This is a genomic window from Pseudomonas frigoris, assembly GCF_047758635.1.
Taxonomy (GTDB): domain Bacteria; phylum Pseudomonadota; class Gammaproteobacteria; order Pseudomonadales; family Pseudomonadaceae; genus Aquipseudomonas; species Aquipseudomonas frigoris.
In genome coordinates, this window is the sequence record NZ_CP180479.1 from 2,420,171 (window position 1) to 2,435,615 (window position 15,445).

The 15,445-nt window shown below is 58.4% G+C and carries 16 protein-coding genes and 1 pseudogene; 4 read left to right on the top strand and 13 right to left on the bottom strand.

Annotation, left to right across the window (positions count from 1 at the left end; all coding sequences use genetic code 11):
• Nucleotides 1-250: 250 nt before the first annotated feature.
• Nucleotides 251-604 (top strand): hydroxyisourate hydrolase, encoded by a 354-nt coding sequence (gene uraH, locus ACMXYH_RS10950; RefSeq protein ID WP_010456673.1) that lies wholly within the window; start codon nt 251-253, stop codon nt 602-604.
• 179 nt (nt 605-783) lie between these two features.
• Here uraH and ACMXYH_RS10955 read toward each other — a convergent pair whose 3' ends face one another.
• The 3 genes from ACMXYH_RS10955 to ACMXYH_RS10965 form a co-directional block, all read right to left on the bottom strand.
• Nucleotides 784-1,410 (bottom strand): LysE family translocator, encoded by a 627-nt coding sequence (locus tag ACMXYH_RS10955; protein WP_129436954.1) that lies wholly within the window; start codon nt 1,408-1,410, stop codon nt 784-786.
• Nucleotides 1,411-1,475: 65 nt separating this feature from the next.
• Nucleotides 1,476-2,825, bottom strand: a complete 1,350-nt coding sequence (locus ACMXYH_RS10960) for an NCS2 family permease (protein ID WP_129436953.1) — start codon at nt 2,823-2,825, stop codon at nt 1,476-1,478.
• Between the two features lie 316 nt (nt 2,826-3,141).
• Nucleotides 3,142-3,588, bottom strand: coding sequence for a MarR family winged helix-turn-helix transcriptional regulator (locus ACMXYH_RS10965; protein WP_415767076.1), 447 nt, complete (start codon nt 3,586-3,588; stop codon nt 3,142-3,144).
• 81 nt (nt 3,589-3,669) lie between these two features.
• Between ACMXYH_RS10965 and ACMXYH_RS10970 the strand changes: the two genes are divergently transcribed.
• Nucleotides 3,670-4,836: a PLP-dependent aminotransferase family protein gene (locus ACMXYH_RS10970; protein ID WP_415767077.1), complete on the top strand. Its 1,167-nt coding sequence runs from the start codon at nt 3,670-3,672 to the stop codon at nt 4,834-4,836.
• 425 nt (nt 4,837-5,261) lie between these two features.
• Here ACMXYH_RS10970 and ACMXYH_RS10975 read toward each other — a convergent pair whose 3' ends face one another.
• From ACMXYH_RS10975 to ACMXYH_RS11010, 8 genes and pseudogenes are all read right to left on the bottom strand, one after another.
• On the bottom strand, nt 5,262-5,633 hold the full coding sequence (locus tag ACMXYH_RS10975) for a glutathione S-transferase N-terminal domain-containing protein (RefSeq protein WP_129436949.1): 372 nt from the start codon (nt 5,631-5,633) through the stop codon (nt 5,262-5,264).
• A 101-nt stretch (nt 5,634-5,734) separates the two neighbouring features.
• Complete coding sequence (folE, locus tag ACMXYH_RS10980) at nt 5,735-6,280, bottom strand: GTP cyclohydrolase I FolE (protein ID WP_010456659.1); 546 nt, start codon at nt 6,278-6,280, stop codon at nt 5,735-5,737.
• A 22-nt stretch (nt 6,281-6,302) separates the two neighbouring features.
• A pseudogene (locus ACMXYH_RS10985) lies at nt 6,303-6,545 on the bottom strand (site-specific integrase); the annotation flags it as partial.
• 94 nt (nt 6,546-6,639) lie between these two features.
• Nucleotides 6,640-7,314 carry a polysaccharide lyase family 7 protein gene (locus ACMXYH_RS10990; protein ID WP_134421391.1) on the bottom strand — a complete coding sequence of 225 codons (675 nt, stop codon included), beginning with the start codon at nt 7,312-7,314 and terminating at the stop codon, nt 6,640-6,642.
• Nucleotides 7,315-8,368: 1,054 nt separating this feature from the next.
• Complete coding sequence (locus ACMXYH_RS10995; protein WP_129436947.1) at nt 8,369-9,103, bottom strand: XRE family transcriptional regulator; 735 nt, start codon at nt 9,101-9,103, stop codon at nt 8,369-8,371.
• 69 nt (nt 9,104-9,172) lie between these two features.
• On the bottom strand, nt 9,173-9,730 hold the full coding sequence (locus tag ACMXYH_RS11000) for a Smr/MutS family protein (protein ID WP_056740389.1): 558 nt from the start codon (nt 9,728-9,730) through the stop codon (nt 9,173-9,175).
• 75 nt (nt 9,731-9,805) lie between these two features.
• Nucleotides 9,806-10,126: a hypothetical protein gene (locus tag ACMXYH_RS11005; RefSeq protein ID WP_033057147.1), complete on the bottom strand. Its 321-nt coding sequence runs from the start codon at nt 10,124-10,126 to the stop codon at nt 9,806-9,808.
• A gap of 131 nt (nt 10,127-10,257) precedes the next feature.
• The gene (locus ACMXYH_RS11010; RefSeq protein WP_129436944.1) at nt 10,258-10,848 is read right to left on the bottom strand and encodes a cysteine hydrolase family protein; all 591 of its coding nucleotides are present in this window, start codon (nt 10,846-10,848) and stop codon (nt 10,258-10,260) included.
• 238 nt (nt 10,849-11,086) lie between these two features.
• Here ACMXYH_RS11010 and prmB point away from each other — a divergent pair, with 238 nt between their 5' ends.
• Entirely contained in the window at nt 11,087-11,995 is a 909-nt protein-coding gene (prmB, locus tag ACMXYH_RS11015; protein ID WP_129436943.1) for a 50S ribosomal protein L3 N(5)-glutamine methyltransferase, read from the top strand.
• 104 nt (nt 11,996-12,099) lie between these two features.
• Here the strand turns inward: prmB and ACMXYH_RS11020 are convergent, their stop codons facing one another.
• Together ACMXYH_RS11020 and ACMXYH_RS11025 are read right to left on the bottom strand one after the other, a co-directional pair.
• Complete coding sequence (locus ACMXYH_RS11020) at nt 12,100-12,891, bottom strand: hypothetical protein (protein ID WP_415767078.1); 792 nt, start codon at nt 12,889-12,891, stop codon at nt 12,100-12,102.
• A gap of 367 nt (nt 12,892-13,258) precedes the next feature.
• Nucleotides 13,259-14,257 (bottom strand): alpha/beta hydrolase, encoded by a 999-nt coding sequence (locus ACMXYH_RS11025; protein ID WP_415767079.1) that lies wholly within the window; start codon nt 14,255-14,257, stop codon nt 13,259-13,261.
• An 83-nt stretch (nt 14,258-14,340) separates the two neighbouring features.
• On the opposite strand from ACMXYH_RS11025, the gene aroC reads away from it, so the two are divergent.
• Nucleotides 14,341-15,432, top strand: coding sequence for a chorismate synthase (gene aroC / locus ACMXYH_RS11030; RefSeq protein ID WP_046047494.1), 1,092 nt, complete (start codon nt 14,341-14,343; stop codon nt 15,430-15,432).
• Nucleotides 15,433-15,445 lie beyond the last annotated feature (13 nt).

Below are 15,445 nucleotides of genomic sequence, written 5' to 3' on the forward strand. Positions count from 1 at the left end.
TGCCTGATTGGTCAGTAAAAAGATGGAAAGTCCTTTTGCCCTATGGCTCGGCGGCAGATTTGGCGTGAATCCCTGAATGACGGGTCTAGTGGTAAATATGTTGTTTTTATTGTGTACAATTTTTTTGAAAAGTGTCTTAATCAGTCGCTCGCCGCAGCGTTTCGTGCTCCGAATCGGTGCGGTCTCCTTTTCAACTGACTTCGGGAGGCGCGAGGTCTGACTGCTCCACGCAGGCAGGCGCGCAGAATCAATGGGACGTTTGACTACTCACGTTTTAGACGCTGCACATGGTTGCCCGGGCAGCTCGATCAAGGTCGAGTTGTACCGCGTTGAAGGCTCGCAGCTGGAATTGGTCGCCAGCGCGATCACCAACAGCGACGGCCGGGTCGATGCACCGCTGCTTCAAGGCGATGACTACCGTTCCGGGGTCTATCAGGTTCAATTTCATGCGGGCGATTACTACCGCGCCCGTGGCGTTCAGCTGCCAGAACCTGCGTTCCTGGATGTGGTGGTGCTGCGTTTCGGCATCTCTGCGGAACAGGATCACTACCATGTGCCGTTACTGATTTCGCCGTACAGCTATTCGACCTACAGAGGAAGCTAGGACTTTCCCCCAAAAAATCCTGCGCATATAGCTTCTTTGGTCTTTCGCCCGCTCACACTGCGGGCTTTTTTTTGCCTGTAGAAAAGTCAAAAGATCGCAGCCTTCGGCAGCTCCTACATGGAAACGCATTCCCCCCCTGTAGGAGCTGTCGAGTGCAACGAGGCTGCGATCTTTTGCCCTTAGCGGCTCAACAATGAGGCCGCGCCGGCACCACTGAACAACCCCGCACTCACCCGGTTAAACCAGCTCTGCCCCTTACCGCTACGCAGATACCGTGCAGCACCATTGGCACCCAGCCCATAAGCCAGCTTGCACAGCAAATCCAGCACGGTCCAGGTCGCAATCATCACCAGCAACTGCGGCAGGAACGGTTGCTCGGCACTGAGGAACTGCGGGAGGAAAGCGGCGAAGAACAGAATGTCTTTGGGGTTGCTGGCGCCCAACATGAACGCGCGCCCGAACAGTGCGCGAAAGCGTGGCACTGGCGCAGCCTGGGGCACTTCAGCGCCGTGGGAGGGCTGACGCGATTGCTGCCAGCTCTGCCAGGCCAAGTAGAACAGGTACAGCGCCCCGACGATCTTCAGGGCGCTGAACAACTGTTCCGATGCCAGCAGCAAGGCGCCCAAACCCAGCGCCGACGCACTGAGCAAGCAGATCGACGCAATCACGCCCCCCAGAAACGCCGGGTAAGAACGACGCAAACCGTAATTCAGACTGTTGCTGATCATCAGCAAAGACAGTGGCCCCGGGATCAGGATTACCACCAGCGCAGCGCCGCTGAACAGCAGCCATGTTTCCAGACTCATCACTTTCCTCCATTTGCACAAAAGCCTCACCCGACGGGGTGAGGCTGTTTTGAAGCGTGTACGGCTTACAAGAAAATGAACTTGGCGATGAAGATCGCGCAAAGCACCCACAGACTGACGGAAATTTCCTTGTGCTTACCGGTGAAAGCCTTCAGCACCACATACGTGATAAAGCCCAGCGCAATGCCATCAGCGACCGAGAAGGTCAGGGGCATCATGATCGCGGTGACGATCGCCGGAATGCTGTCGGTCGCTTCGTCCCATTCGATGTGCGCCATACCGCCCATCATCAGCATCGCCACATAAATCAGCGCACCGGCGGTTGCGTAAGCGGGGATCATGCCAGCCAGCGGTGCGAAAAACATTGCGGCAATAAATAGCACACCTACGGTCACGGCGGTAAGACCAGTCCGACCACCAGCGGCTACACCCGCGGCACTTTCCACGTAGCTGGTGACCGGCGGAACACCGACCATTGCGCCGAAAACACTGGAAGCACTGTCGGCTTTCATGGCACGGGAAAGGTTTTCGATCCGGCCGTCAGCGTTCACCAGACCGGCGCGCTGGGCGACGCCCATCAAGGTGCCGGCGGTGTCGAACATGTGCACGAAGAGGAAGGCCAGCACCACGCTGATCATGCTGACGTTGAACACGCCGGCAATGTTCATGGCCATCCAGGTCGGCGCCAGGCTCGGCGGGGCGGACATGATGCCCTCGTAGTGCACCAGGCCCAGGCCCCAACCCGCCAGGGTGACGGTGATGATGCTGATGAGAATCGCGCCGAACACTTTGTGGTAGCTGAGTACAGCGATCATCAGGAAGCAGATGGCGGCCAGCAGTGGGCCAGGTTCGCGCAGGGAGCCGAGCTTGATCAGGGTGGCCGGGCTGTCGACCACGATGCCCGCGGTTTTCAAGCCGATCAGCCCCAGAAACAGACCCACACCGGCACCCATGGCAAAGCGCAAACTCACCGGAATGCTATTGAGCAGCCATTCGCGGATCCGGGAAAAAGTTAGAAACATGAACAACACACCGGAAACAAACACCGCGCCAAGGGCGGTTTCCCAGTTGTAACCCATGGTGCCGACCACGGTGTAAGTGAAGAAGGCGTTGAGGCCCATGCCCGGCGCCAGGCCGACCGGCCAGTTGGCGTACAAGCCCATCAACAGGCAACCCAGCGCGGCGGCGATGCAGGTGGCGACGAACGCGGCACCGTGATCGATCCCGGCGTCGGCCATGATGTTGGGGTTGACGAAGATGATGTAGGCCATGGTAATGAAGGTTGTCAGACCGGCAATCAACTCGGTCTTCACCGTGGTGCCATGCAAGCTGAGTTTGAAGATGCGCTCCAGCCAGCCATTGCGTAACGGCGGCGAGAGTTCCAGCGTCGGGGCTTCGGATTTGCGGCTTTCCACAGCGAGTACTCCTCAAGAGTTTTATTGTTATTTCCAGGGCCGGACCCATGAGGGTGGCAGCGACCCTTTGAGGTACTTGCGAATTTGTTGACCGCTTGGTCAGGAACTCGCACGAAGTGGATTATGCTTTTGTATACAAATAAAGCAAATAATGTTTTTGATTTTGTAGACGAAAAGTTTGGCAATAGGGATATATCGCCTGCAAGGACGCCATCGCGAGCAAGCTCGCTCCCACAGTTGACCGCATTCCCCTGTGGGAGCTAGCTTGCTCGCGATGGCGTCCGATCAGTTGATGCAAATCCTGCAGACAGTCTGCTCAGTCCGCGAGCGCTTGGGTTTGCCCCAACGCCATGTTCACCGCCATCCACCCATTCACCGCCGTCTCTCCCGCCTCGGCAAACGCCCGCTCCAGCAATTTCACCTGTTCACGGCGCAACGACTGCTCGAAACGCGCGCCATCGTCGGTCAGCTCCAGCAACCGCTTACGCTTATCGGTCTCGGACGCGACACTGTTCACTAGATGCATTTCCACCAATTGACGCAGCGGAATGTTCAGCGCCTGCTTCGTCACCCCGAGCAATGCCAGCAGTTCCTTGACGCTCAAGTTCGGGTAGCGGGCGATGAAAAACACAATGCGTTGATGCACCCGGCTCAAGCCACGACGCTCGAGCATTTCGTCGGCTTTCGCGGTGAACGCCTGGTAACCGAAGAAAAACGCTTCCATCGCCTGTTGCTGAGTAGCGGGATTTTTAAGGTCAAGCATATTGACGTATCCGTTCGGTCTGTCGTAATTTCGGTCAACCAGTTTGACTCATTTTCCTCAGGCCTCGCTACCGGTGACCCCATGGCATTTTCCGAACGTGTCTCGCGCCTTAAAAGTTCTTTGATCCGTGAAATCCTCGCCGCCGCCCAGCGCCCGGAAGTGATGTCGTTCGCCGGTGGCTTGCCGGCCGAAGCCATGCTGCCGAAAGTCGAGTGGGCCGACATGCCGCTGTCCATGGGCCAATACGGCATGAGCGAAGGTGAGCCGGCGCTGCGTGAAGCGCTGGCAGCAGAGGCGCGGGCGCTGGGCGTACCCTGCGAGGCGAGTCAGGTGTTGGTGGTCAGCGGCTCCCAGCAAACCCTCGATCTGGCGGCCAAGCTATACATCGACAAAGGCACTGAGATTTTGCTCGAAGCGCCGACTTATCTGGCGGCGTTGCAGATTTTTCAGCTGTTCGGCGCCGACTGCATCACTGTCCCGCTGGAGGCTGATGGCCCGAACCTGGCGCAACTTCGAACTCGACTGGAGAAACACAAACCCGCCTTCATCTACCTGATCCCGACTTTTCAGAATCCTTCGGCCGTGCGCTACAGCGACGCCAAGCGTGATGCTGTGGCAGCCTTGCTGGATGAGTTCGGCGTGACCTTGATCGAAGACGAGCCTTACCGCGAGCTGACTTTTGATGGTGGCAGCGCCACACCGATTGTTAGCCGCTTGAAAAAGACCAGTTGGATCTACACCGGCACCGTGTCGAAAACCCTGTTGCCCGGACTGCGAGTCGGCTATCTGATCGCCAGCCCGGATCTCTTCCCGCACTTGCTGAAACTCAAGCAATCGGCCGATCTGCACACCAATCGCGTCGGCCAGTGGCAAGCGCTGCAGTGGATTGGCACAGAGAAATTTCAGCATCACTTGAGCGAGCTGCGGGATTTCTACCGGGTTCGTCGGGACGCGTTCCAGTCAGCCCTGGAAACGCATTTTGCTGATTTGGCGGACTGGAACGTGCCGCAGGGCGGGTTGTTTTTCTGGCTGACACTCAAGCAGCCGCTGGATACGCGTACGTTGCTCAAGGCTGCACTGGCAGCGGATGTGGCGTTCATGCCGGGCGAGCCGTTCTTCCCTGAACCGGACAGCAATCCGGGGCATTTGCGCCTGAACTTCAGCCACATCGACCCGGCACGGCTGGACGAAGGGCTCAAGCGGCTGGCAGCGGTGGTGCGTCAGGCCCAGGCAGCGCAAGCAGCCTGAGGGCAGAAACAAATAAACCGGCTCTAGGGCTAATGCCGATCAGTTAAGGAACGACACAATCCGTAGCAGCTGGCGAAGCCTGCGTTCGTCTGCGCAGCAGTCGTAAAACCTGGGTTTGCGGTCTTCCTGAAACACCGCATCGTCTGATTTCACGACTGCTGCGCAGCCGAACGCAGCCTTCGGCAGCTGCTACAAGGAAGTGCGTTGCAGCTGAAATTGCTTAACTGATCGGCATTAGGCTCTAGGGCCGGTTTATTTTGGTCTGGATTTTGTGGCGCCTGTGCCGGCCTCTTCGCGAGCAAGCTCGCTCCCACAGGGGATCAGTGTTGATCACAGATCTCCGTCACCCCACAAACCACTGTGGGAGCGACGGTGCGGCGATCCGACTTGCTCGCGATGAGGCCATCAGTCCCAGTACAAAACCATCAGGCAGCAGCGAAACGCTTGTCCAGATAATCGATGATCACCTTGGACTCATACATCCAGGTCGTCTGGCCATTCTCTTCGATGCGCAGGCACGGAACCTTGATCTTGCCGCCCTGTTCCAGCAGGGCCTGGCGATCCTGTTCGTTGTTCTTCGCGTCGCGCAAGGCCACCGGCACGTTCAAGCGGCGCAGGGTGCGGCGGGTTTTCACGCAGAACGGGCAGGCGTGGAACTGATACAGGGTCAGGTCCTTGGCGGCCGTCTCGACCTGAGCCTGAGCGGCGGCAGGGCGCTGCTTTTTGCCTGGGCGGGTAATGAAGTCAATGAAGATGATCAGTTGGCCAAGGCCGACACGAAGCGCTTTAACGAACACGGTATAAGCCTCACAGGGGCAAACAGAAGGCGCGCAGCTTACCTGATTTTTCACAGACGAAAAAAAACCGGCGATGAATGCCGGTTTTCTTCTTCTGCGAATTACTTGATCAGGCTGAGAAACTCGCTGCGGGTGGCCGCGTTTTCGCGGAACTCACCCAGCATCACCGACGTGATCATCGACGAATTCTGTTTCTCCACGCCGCGCATCATCATGCACATGTGCTTGGCCTCGATCACCACTGCAACGCCCAGAGCGCCGGTGACTTGCTGGACCGCATCGGCGATCTGGCGGCTGAGATTTTCCTGGATCTGCAGGCGGCGGGCGTACATATCGACAATCCGCGCAACTTTCGACAGGCCCAATACCTTGCCGCTCGGGATGTAGGCGACGTGAGCCTTGCCGATAAACGGCAGCAGGTGGTGTTCGCACAACGAGTAGAGCTCGATGTCCTTCACCAGCACCATTTCGCTGTTGTCGGAGCTGAACAAGGCACCGTTGGTGACCTCTTCCAGTGTCTGTTCATAACCGCGGCAGAGGTACTGCATGGCTTTGGCGGCACGTTTTGGGGTGTCGAGCAGGCCCTCGCGGGAGACGTCCTCGCCCAATTGGCCGAGAATCGCGGTGTAGTTCTGTTCCAGTGTCACAGAGGCTGATTCCATACGGGTTTCAGAGGGGTACTGTTTCTGTCTGTACCAATTGTGTACCAATCAAGCTCTTTTCAATCTTTCCGAGCTCACCCCAGTCGGTGCTGGCGTTGATCCATCGGGTGTAGGTCGATAGCAATATCTGAACGCTATGACCGAGCTGAGTGGCAATAAACGCAGGGTTCATCCCCGACATGGGGCACATGGTAGCGTATGTGTGCCGGCAGTTGTATTGCCGGCGGGCGCGAAGCCCCAAATCGGTCACTTCGGGTTTGTGCATCCCGCTACACCCTGTCGCCAAGGTGCAGCAGTGATGCTTCCCTGAAGCCTGTATTGCTCATCAGGCCGAGCAGGTCGTATCAGGCGTGAGTGATCGACAGATCGCTGATGATGCAGACAGAACCGTCTAGCGGGTCGGTGGTGTCGGAGTAATCGATCTGGTTGTACACGCCGCCGTGAAAGGCGAGAGTTTTCGTGTCCCACGTGTTGTCGAGGCGCATGATCGCGGAAGTGGATTTGACGCCGTTACAACTAGCCGATACAGAGACGGCGCCGCTCGAGTTGGCGTGAATGTTGATTTTGAAAAGTGCACCGAGCGGCACGTTCTCCAAAATCGTCGAGTTGACCGGATCGTCCTGCAGGTAACTGGTTCGGAACCCCATGGTGATTTTTCCTTTGTTCCAGAACACCTTTACCGGAGGTCGCTCTGAATCCTTCACATGGATCTGGCCGATCACGACTTTCTGTAGCGAATTGACCTTCGTCAGCCGCATTTCTTGTCGGCTCCAGTGGTCCGCTGCGCTGGAGAACAGCCAGTAACCTGGCTCCTTCCACTCGCAGCGGGTTCGTAGCGTGCTCTTGCTCGAGGCTCCAAGTGTCGGCGCCGTCATCTGCAGCGAACCATCGTCAAGCATTGAGATGACGTCGGGGCATTCGATCAGTGCACGCCAGCCGATGAGCTCAAGCGCAATCGGGTTGGTGTCGGAGATTGGAAGCGGGGTAGCGATGGTGAAGTTGCTGATGTCTACAGTCATGGTTTTTGCCTCAGTCCATTGATGTCGCTTTTTGCTCTGGTGAGCCTTGCGTTTGATGCAGGCCTACATCCCACTGCCCACTCAGTGAATGGGCAGAAGTGATGCCTGGCAGCTTCCGATCGATTTCCCGTTGGCTTGAATGCAAATATGGGTTTTCCCATATTTTGTGTCAATGGGCATTCCCATATTTTATTCCGCGTCTATATTTCAGGTACAAAAAAAGCCCGCGCTTGGCGTAATGCTGTTCACTTAAGGTTGGGGTACATATCCGTTTCTGCGGTCACGGCGGCCTAGGGTTCCGCCCTTACGGCGGGTCACTTGGAAATACGGAATGCCGCCCAACCCCAAGTAACCAAGGGCTCTTGCCCCTTTCGTTCGGTGCCTCGCTTAGGCTCGGCATGCCCGCGCTCCGGTCCTGCTCCGTGGGCCCGCCGCCATCGGCCATTCATGGCCGGGGGCGGCTAATCCGGCATCCATGCCGGGTTGCCCACTGCGCAGAACCTCCACTCGGCCTCTCGAGGGGGCGTGCACCGCAAACGCCAAAGCGAGGCGGCCTACCGGCCGGCCTGACTTCAAGTGAACGCATTTCCCTGTAGGAGCTGTCGAGCGAAGCGAGGCTGCGATCTTTTGATCTTGCTGTTGCTGTTGCTGTTGCTGTTGCTGTTGCTGTTGCCGTTGCTTTGCTTTGGCTTCAGATCTGCCGCCCCTTTTCCAGAGGCCGAACGCAGGCGTTGCGCAGGGGGCACCTCGGCATGGATGCCGAGGTAGCCGCCCCCGGCCATGGATGGCCGATGGCGGTGGGCCCCCGGAGCAATGCCGGAGTGAGGGCATGCCGAGCCTGAGCGAGGCACCGAATGGCGGGGCAAGAGCCCTTGGTTACTTGGGGTTGGGCGGCATTCCGTATTTCCAAGTGACTCGCTGTAAAAGCGAAACCGCCAGCAGCCGCTACCGCAGAAATGGATATGTATCCCATCCCATCCCAAACTTTTCTTAAGTGAACAGCATTACGCGCTTGGCGGGCTTTTGGATGGGCGTCGAATCACCGCAACTCAGTTCACCGCGAATACATCGCCCACCAAAAGACATGACCCAGGATCGCAAGCTGCTGCTCCTGGATCTCGGCGAAGGTGTAGTCCTCGTCCGGGTGCTCGTCACGGTTGAAACTGCGTAGGCGGATCCCACTGGGCAGTCGGTAGACCTGTTTCACGCGGAGCTGGCCGTTGTGGTTGATCGCGTACATGTCGCCGTCGACGATGTCGCCCAACGAGTTCTTTCCGACGTTCATGCCAACGGTAGCGCCGTCGCGCAGTACCGGGAGCATGCTGTTTCCGCTCACCACCACGCACCTGGCGTTGCTGAATTGCACGTTGTTGTGACGCAGGTCTTTCTTGAAGAAGCGCAGCCTGGCGCTGTCGCTTTCTGAGATCACGAAACGGCCTGAGCCGGCTGCCAGTTCAACTTCACGCAGGAAGGGGACATAAACCTCATCGTCATCCAGGGGCGTGCTGTCGTCCCAAGGCTGGATGTCTGACATTGAAACGCTTGGAGGGATGCGATTCAACGGAACAGCATCGGACACCCCTTTAAGCATGTCACCGGCACCTTCAGCCAGCCACATCGGTGAAACGCCACACGCTGAAGCGATCTGGGCAGCAAAGGCTGTTGCCTTCGATTTCCCGCGCTCAAGGTCGGAGATAGAGGTTTGCGTCAGGCCTGCGCGCTCGGCAAGCTCGGTCTGATTGAGCTTGGCGTGTTGGCGGGCTGCTTTGAGTCGTTCTTTAAATTCCATTTGCGGAGTATTACGGGAGCTCCCATATCATTGCAAATCGTTATCCCGATAATTTGCTAGGCGACAGCTCTATTCGTCGCGACCTTCCATCATGGTCCGTTTGAGCATCACATAAACCGCTCCGGCGCCGCCGTGTTTCGCTTGGCACGAGGTGAAGCCGAGCACTTGTGAATGTTGGCGCAGCCAGGTGTTGACGTGGCTTTTGATCATCGGCCGCTTGCCGTCCAGACGCACGGCCTTGCCGTGGGTGACGCGCACGCAGCGGATTTCGAATTTGGTCGCTTCAGCCAGAAACGCCCAGAGGGTTTCCCGGGCCTTTTCCACGTTCATGCCATGAAGGTCGAGGCTGCCTTCGAACGGGATCTGTCCGATCTTGAGCTTGCGCATCTGGCTTTCCTGAACGCCGTCACGCGCCCACATCAGCTCGTCTTCCGGGCCAACATCAATAACGAACTGATCGGACAGCCCGTCAACGGTGGTGGCATCGGTGCGTACGGTGGCGGCTTGTCGCAACTTGGCGATTTGTGCGCGGTCAGCTTTGGGTTTGCCGGTTTCGGCGCGATCGTGTTTGATCGGCTTGACGCCTTGGATCGCGCTTTTGAACAGGGAAAAATCGTCGTCTTGCATGTCAGCCTCCGCGAAGGGCGGCCAGTTTACCCAACTCGAGACGAATGGGGCGCGAGAAAACGCGCAACGCTCGGCTCAGTCATGCTTTTTCATCAAATGCGGGGAGATGTTCAGCTCTTGCGACTGCCGCGAGCGGCGACGGCAGCGACGCCACAGCCACACGCCGAGGTACAGCACGAACAGGCCAATCGCCAGAATCACTGCCGAACCGACCCGGTTGGTATTCAACTCGCCCAGGGCGGGCGCGTGGCCAAGCAGGCTGGCTATGCCTGCCATCGCCAGCAACACACCGCACATCGACAGCAAGGCAGCAAATGCCGCGCCGATTCGAAAACGCCAGTTGCGTTGGCCTTTGGGCCGCAAGCGGCGAGCGTCAAAACCATCGGATAACTTCATTCCGACCTTCCTCAATGGGTATCGGCCCTTCGACCGGGAGTTGACCGGGATGTTCCTGAGGCTAAGACAATTACAGTAAATGATAGGCTTTTGCGGATGAGCGGCGGCATGGACCGCTCATCGAGCGTTGATCAAATCAGAGCCTGGGTCAGGGCGAGGGTGGCGAAGTTGTCCGCCATGATCGCCATTTCGGTCTGCTGTACGTGGTCTGCGCTCAATACGCCACCCTTGTAAGGCAGGTCGCGAGTCGCGCAGGCGTCTTCCACCAGCGTGCAACGAAAGCCCAGGTTCTTCGCGGCACGCACCGTGGTGCTGACGCTGGAGTGGCTCATGAAACCGCACACGATCAGGTCCAGCGAGCCGAGATTCTGCAGGCGTTCCAGCAGTTCGGTGCCGTGGAACGCACTTGGCAGCAATTTACCGATGATGGTTTCGTCGCCCTGTGGTTCCAGGCCCGGGATGAACTCACCGCGCTCACCTTGTGGATCGAACAGCCCACCGACGGTGCCGAGGTGGCGGACATGGACGATCGGCCGGCCGGCTGCACGGGCAGCGGCCACCAGTTGCTTGATGTTCGCGACGGCTGCATCCATGCCGCTCAAGGCCAACGGGCCGCTGAGGTATTCTTTCTGGGCATCGATGATGACAAGGGTCGCATGGCTCAGAACGGCAGCTGCATAACCGCGGCCGCTGAGTTGAAACATCGTTTTTGGAACGGACATTCTGGGGCTCCTTTGAGTGGGGCTTTTGCGACATTGTCCTCTGGCTGAGCGCTTCTGTGAATCGCTACCATCGTAGGCACCGTCATTGCTGGCTCGCAGCCTTGTCAATAGGCTCGTTTTGTTCAATAGCCAGTCGAAAAAATAGAATAGTCCTACATTTGCCCCGGTAGTTTTCCCGCGTCGTCGAGACGCGTTCTGGCTGTTAGAATCGCCAGTCGTTTTTTTTGGAGTTTGCCCCGTGATCACTTCCCGACTTCGTACCCTGCGTGACCATATCCGTTGGGCCGTCAGCCGCTTCCATGGGGAGGATCTGTTTTTCGGCCATGGGACCGACAACGCCTGGGACGAAGCGCGTCAGTTGGTGTTGGGTGCCTTGCACTTGCCGTGGGAAATCGCCGACAGCTATCTCGACTGCAATCTGGAAGAAGACGAGCTGGTCAAGCTGCAACGCATGCTCAAGCGCCGTATCGAAGAACGCATTCCTACCGCCTACCTGTTGGGTGAAGCGTGGTTTTGCGGCATGTCGTTCATTGTCGATGAGCGCGTATTGATCCCGCGTTCGCCGATTGGCGAGCTGATCGAAAAACGTTTCGAGCCGTGGCTGGGCGCCGAGCCTGCGCGAATTCTCGACCTGTGCACCGGTTCCGGCTGTATCGGTATCGCCTGTGCCTACGAGTTCCAGAACGCCGAAGTGGTACTGGCCGATCTGTCGTTCGAAGCGCTGGAAGTGGCCAACCAGAACATCGAGCGTCATGGCGTCGATGAGCGGGTATACACGGTTCAGGGCGACGGATTTGATGGTTTGCCGGGTCAGCGTTTCGACCTGATCGTGTCGAACCCGCCTTACGTCGATGCGGAAGATTTCGCCGACATGCCGGACGAATACCAGCACGAACCGGAGTTGGGCCTGGCCTGCGGTGATGATGGTTTGAACCTGGTGCGTCGAATGCTCGCCGAAGCGGCGGATCACCTGACCGAGAAGGGCTTGCTGATTGTCGAAGTGGGCAACAGCCAGGTTCACGTCGACGCGCTGTACCCGGAAGTCGACTTCGCCTGGCTTGATTTCGAGCGCGGTGGGCATGGCGTGTTCATGCTGACGGCGGAACAGTGCCGCGATCATCAGGCGCTGTTTGCTTCTCGCGTCTGACCCTTACAAGCAAAAGATCGCAGCCTGCGGCAGCTCCTACACAGGTGTACACATAACCCTGTAGGAGCTGCCGCAGGCTGCGATCTTTTTGGGTTCGACACCGATTACCGGTGCGTGGCAATCCAGATCAGCAACCCCGCCTGAAACACCGCAAACGCCACCAGGCAGGTAATGGTAAAGCGCAGCCCGGCGTCTTCGCGCTTGTACTTGCTGACTTTTTCTTCGTGTTTCTTGAGTTTGACTTCCTGCTCGGCCAGATTTTGCTCGGCTTGCTGGAGCATCTGAGCCGCCTCAAGAATTTCCACGACCTGCAATTTTTCCGTGCTCCAGTCACCCAACAGGTCGCCGACCCGCACCTCTTTGACGCTGCCCTTCAAATGCTGGGCGTCGGCATAGATCACGTCGAAACCATGCATCCGCAAAAAGTGATCGCGGCGCAGGCGAGTGTCTTCGTTCAGCGCATCCTTGTTGTTCAGGTCTGTGCCGTCGACGGTGTAGCCGGGCCATCTTTTTTTCGCCCAGGTAATGCCATGAGCGGCCATGAAGCGACCGATACCACGGTTCATCGGTTCGATCTGCAAACCGCTGTCAGGCCCGAAATGCACGCGCCTGGTGGCGTGATCGACCCACACGTCCAGATGATTCTGTTCCTTGCGCACACGCTGGCCGGGCAGCGAAATGCTCATGCGCATCAGACTGTGTTCCTTGTTGTTGCGCTCGGCGTAACCGAATTCAACAAAGCGCAGCGGCCGTCCACCGGTGTTGCGGTCGGTTTGCAATGGCGACAGACGGAGCATCTTGTGGTGCTCGGCGTGGACGTCCGCCCACGGCAGCTCGACCACTGGTGGTGCGTCTTTTTCAGCAGTGGTGTCGGGTGAAGTCTGGGTATCAGTCATAACGGCGAGATCCTGTCCAAGCTCTGCTTGCCGCCAGTCATAGCGCTGGCGACAAAGGCTTATCGGCCGTTTTTTTCAGGACTGGAGGGCCAGGGGGCGTTCTCAACTGGTTTTCACGCCGCGCCGGGTCTGCTGTTGTGCAGGGCAAGGCGCGAGAAGCGTGGTTTGGTCATTCCAAATAAGCTTTGAGCAACGCAGCCCTGCACAACAGCAGGCCCGGCCCTTCGGGTTGTGCCTTAAAGCGGGCCAGCCTGCGTTGCAGGCCTTGGAAAGGGAACAACCATTACCAGCGGCCTGCGCCTTGCCTGGCCCGCTTTAAGGCGACAACGCGGCGTGAGAACCAGTTGAGAACGCCCCCTAGCACCGCTTAGCTGGTGCGAAGTCCGTCAATAAACCCGAGGATTCGCTTGCCGAGTTCAGCCGCCAGTGGCAATTGCGGATCTTTGTAAGAGGCCAATTGCCGTTTTACATCGTTGGGCACGATGCGCATCACGTGGTTCATGCCTTCAATCAGCGCCATCTCGGCGTCCGGTTTGGCGGCCTTCAACAGCTTGGCGTCACCGACACCGACCTGGATGTCGTTGCTGCCCTGGATGATCAGCGCCGGCATCTTCAATTTGGCGAACGCCGCCGCCGGGTCCTGGCGGAACAATGAAATCAGATACGGCTGCACGCTCGGGCGGAAAATCACCTGCAACTGCGGCGGCACGTTGTCGTCGGTGTGGCCGGCCTTGAGGCTATCGAGCAGTTCATTGCTGCGCAGCATCAGCGGCGGCGGCAGGCGATTGCTCAATTGCTGGCGCAGTACCTGATCGATCGGCCGGGCGCTGCCGGACATGGAGATGACCGCGGCGGCATCCAGGCTTGGCGCCGCGAGGCTGGCGATCAAGGCGCCTTCGCTGTGGCCCAGCAGGATCAGTTGGCCAAAGCGCGGGTCGGTTTTGAGCTTGCGGCCCCAGGCCTCGGCGTCCGCTACGTAGGCTTCAACCGAAAGATTGCGTTCATCCGGGGTCGCCGCAAGACTCGCCGCCACGCCGCGTTTGTCATAACGCACGCTGGCGATGTTGTGTTTGGCCAGTACCCAAGCGAGACGCTTGAGGCTGTCGTTACGTCCGCCGTCGGGGTTGTTTCCGTCACGATCTGTAGGACCGGAGCCGGAAATGATCAGGACAACCGGTACCGGCGTGTCGGACTTGGGCAGCAACAGCGAGCCGAAAAGCTCACCAGTGCCGGTGTCCAAAGTAATCGGGCGTTGCAGGACAGTGGCCTGAACAAAGCCGGTAAACAGGGTAAGGCTCAAGGCTATAACTCGCAGCATCATCACGCCATCATGAACAAGATGCCGGTTGGACTCGCAGGCACCCATAAGGTTCGAGGATGAACTAGTTGGGTAGCCTGCGTATACTGGCGCGCATTACGTATTTGGTTCGAATTCACGGAGCGTCCTGCATGTCCGGCAATACCTACGGCAAGCTGTTCACTGTCACCACCGCGGGCGAAAGCCATGGTCCGGCGTTGGTCGCCATTGTCGACGGCTGCCCGCCGGGCCTGGAGATCTCTCTGGAGGATCTGCAGCGTGACCTGGATCGCCGCAAACCCGGCACCAGCCGCCACACCACCCAGCGCCAGGAAGCCGACGAAGTCGAAATCCTCTCCGGCGTGTTCGAAGGGCGCACCACCGGTTGCCCCATCGGCCTGTTGATCCGCAACACCGACCAGAAGTCCAAGGATTACTCGGCGATCAAGGACCTGTTCCGCCCGGCCCACGCCGACTACACCTATCACCACAAATACGGCGAGCGCGATTACCGTGGCGGCGGTCGCAGTTCGGCCCGCGAAACGGCCATGCGCGTGGCCGCCGGTGCGATTGCGAAAAAATACCTGGCCACTCAGGGCATCGTCATTCGCGGCTACATGAGCCAACTCGGCCCGATCGAAATCCCGTTCAAGACCTGGGATTCGGTGGAAGAGAACGCTTTCTTCAGCCCTGATCCAGACAAAGTGCCAGAGCTGGAAGCCTATATGGACCAGTTGCGCCGCGACCAGGATTCGGTTGGCGCGAAGATCACCGTAGTCGCTGAAGGCGTAATGCCGGGCCTCGGCGAGCCGATCTTCGACCGCCTTGACGCCGAATTGGCCCATGCGCTGATGAGCATCAACGCGGTCAAAGGCGTGGAAATCGGCGCCGGTTTCGCCAGCGTTGCCCAGCGCGGCACCGAACACCGCGATGAAATGACCCCGCAAGGTTTTCTCAGCAACAACGCGGGCGGCATTTTGGGTGGCATTTCGTCGGGTCAGCCGATTGTCGCGCACCTGGCGCTCAAGCCAACCTCGAGCATTACCACGCCGGGCCGTTCCATCGACATCCATGGCAATCCGGTGGAAGTCGTCACCAAGGGGCGTCATGACCCGTGCGTCGGCATCCGCGCTACACCGATCGCCGAAGCGATGATGGCCATCGTGCTGATGGATCACCTGTTGCGTCACCGTGGGCAGAACCTGGACGTGCGCGTGAGCACGCCGGTGCTGGGTCAGCTTTAATGACTGACCTCAC

What these genes read in the sequence shown, in the direction of transcription:
- ACMXYH_RS10995 (WP_129436947.1), bottom strand. Translation starts at nt 9,103, where the DNA reads ATGGAATTTAAAGAACGACTCAAAGCAGCCCGCCAACACGCCAAGCTC.
- ACMXYH_RS10990 (WP_134421391.1), bottom strand. Translation starts at nt 7,314, where the DNA reads ATGACTGTAGACATCAGCAACTTCACCATCGCTACCCCGCTTCCAATC.
- ACMXYH_RS11005 (WP_033057147.1), bottom strand. Translation starts at nt 10,126, where the DNA reads ATGAAGTTATCCGATGGTTTTGACGCTCGCCGCTTGCGGCCCAAAGGC.
- ACMXYH_RS11020 (WP_415767078.1), bottom strand. Translation starts at nt 12,891, where the DNA reads ATGACTGATACCCAGACTTCACCCGACACCACTGCTGAAAAAGACGCA.
- ACMXYH_RS11000 (WP_056740389.1), bottom strand. Translation starts at nt 9,730, where the DNA reads ATGCAAGACGACGATTTTTCCCTGTTCAAAAGCGCGATCCAAGGCGTC.
- ACMXYH_RS10955 (WP_129436954.1), bottom strand. Translation starts at nt 1,410, where the DNA reads ATGAGTCTGGAAACATGGCTGCTGTTCAGCGGCGCTGCGCTGGTGGTA.
- ACMXYH_RS10970 (WP_415767077.1), top strand. Translation starts at nt 3,670, where the DNA reads ATGGCATTTTCCGAACGTGTCTCGCGCCTTAAAAGTTCTTTGATCCGT.
- aroC (WP_046047494.1), top strand. Translation starts at nt 14,341, where the DNA reads ATGTCCGGCAATACCTACGGCAAGCTGTTCACTGTCACCACCGCGGGC.
- ACMXYH_RS10965 (WP_415767076.1), bottom strand. Translation starts at nt 3,588, where the DNA reads ATGCTTGACCTTAAAAATCCCGCTACTCAGCAACAGGCGATGGAAGCG.
- uraH (WP_010456673.1), top strand. Translation starts at nt 251, where the DNA reads ATGGGACGTTTGACTACTCACGTTTTAGACGCTGCACATGGTTGCCCG.
- ACMXYH_RS11010 (WP_129436944.1), bottom strand. Translation starts at nt 10,848, where the DNA reads ATGTCCGTTCCAAAAACGATGTTTCAACTCAGCGGCCGCGGTTATGCA.
- ACMXYH_RS11025 (WP_415767079.1), bottom strand. Translation starts at nt 14,257, where the DNA reads ATGGGTGCCTGCGAGTCCAACCGGCATCTTGTTCATGATGGCGTGATG.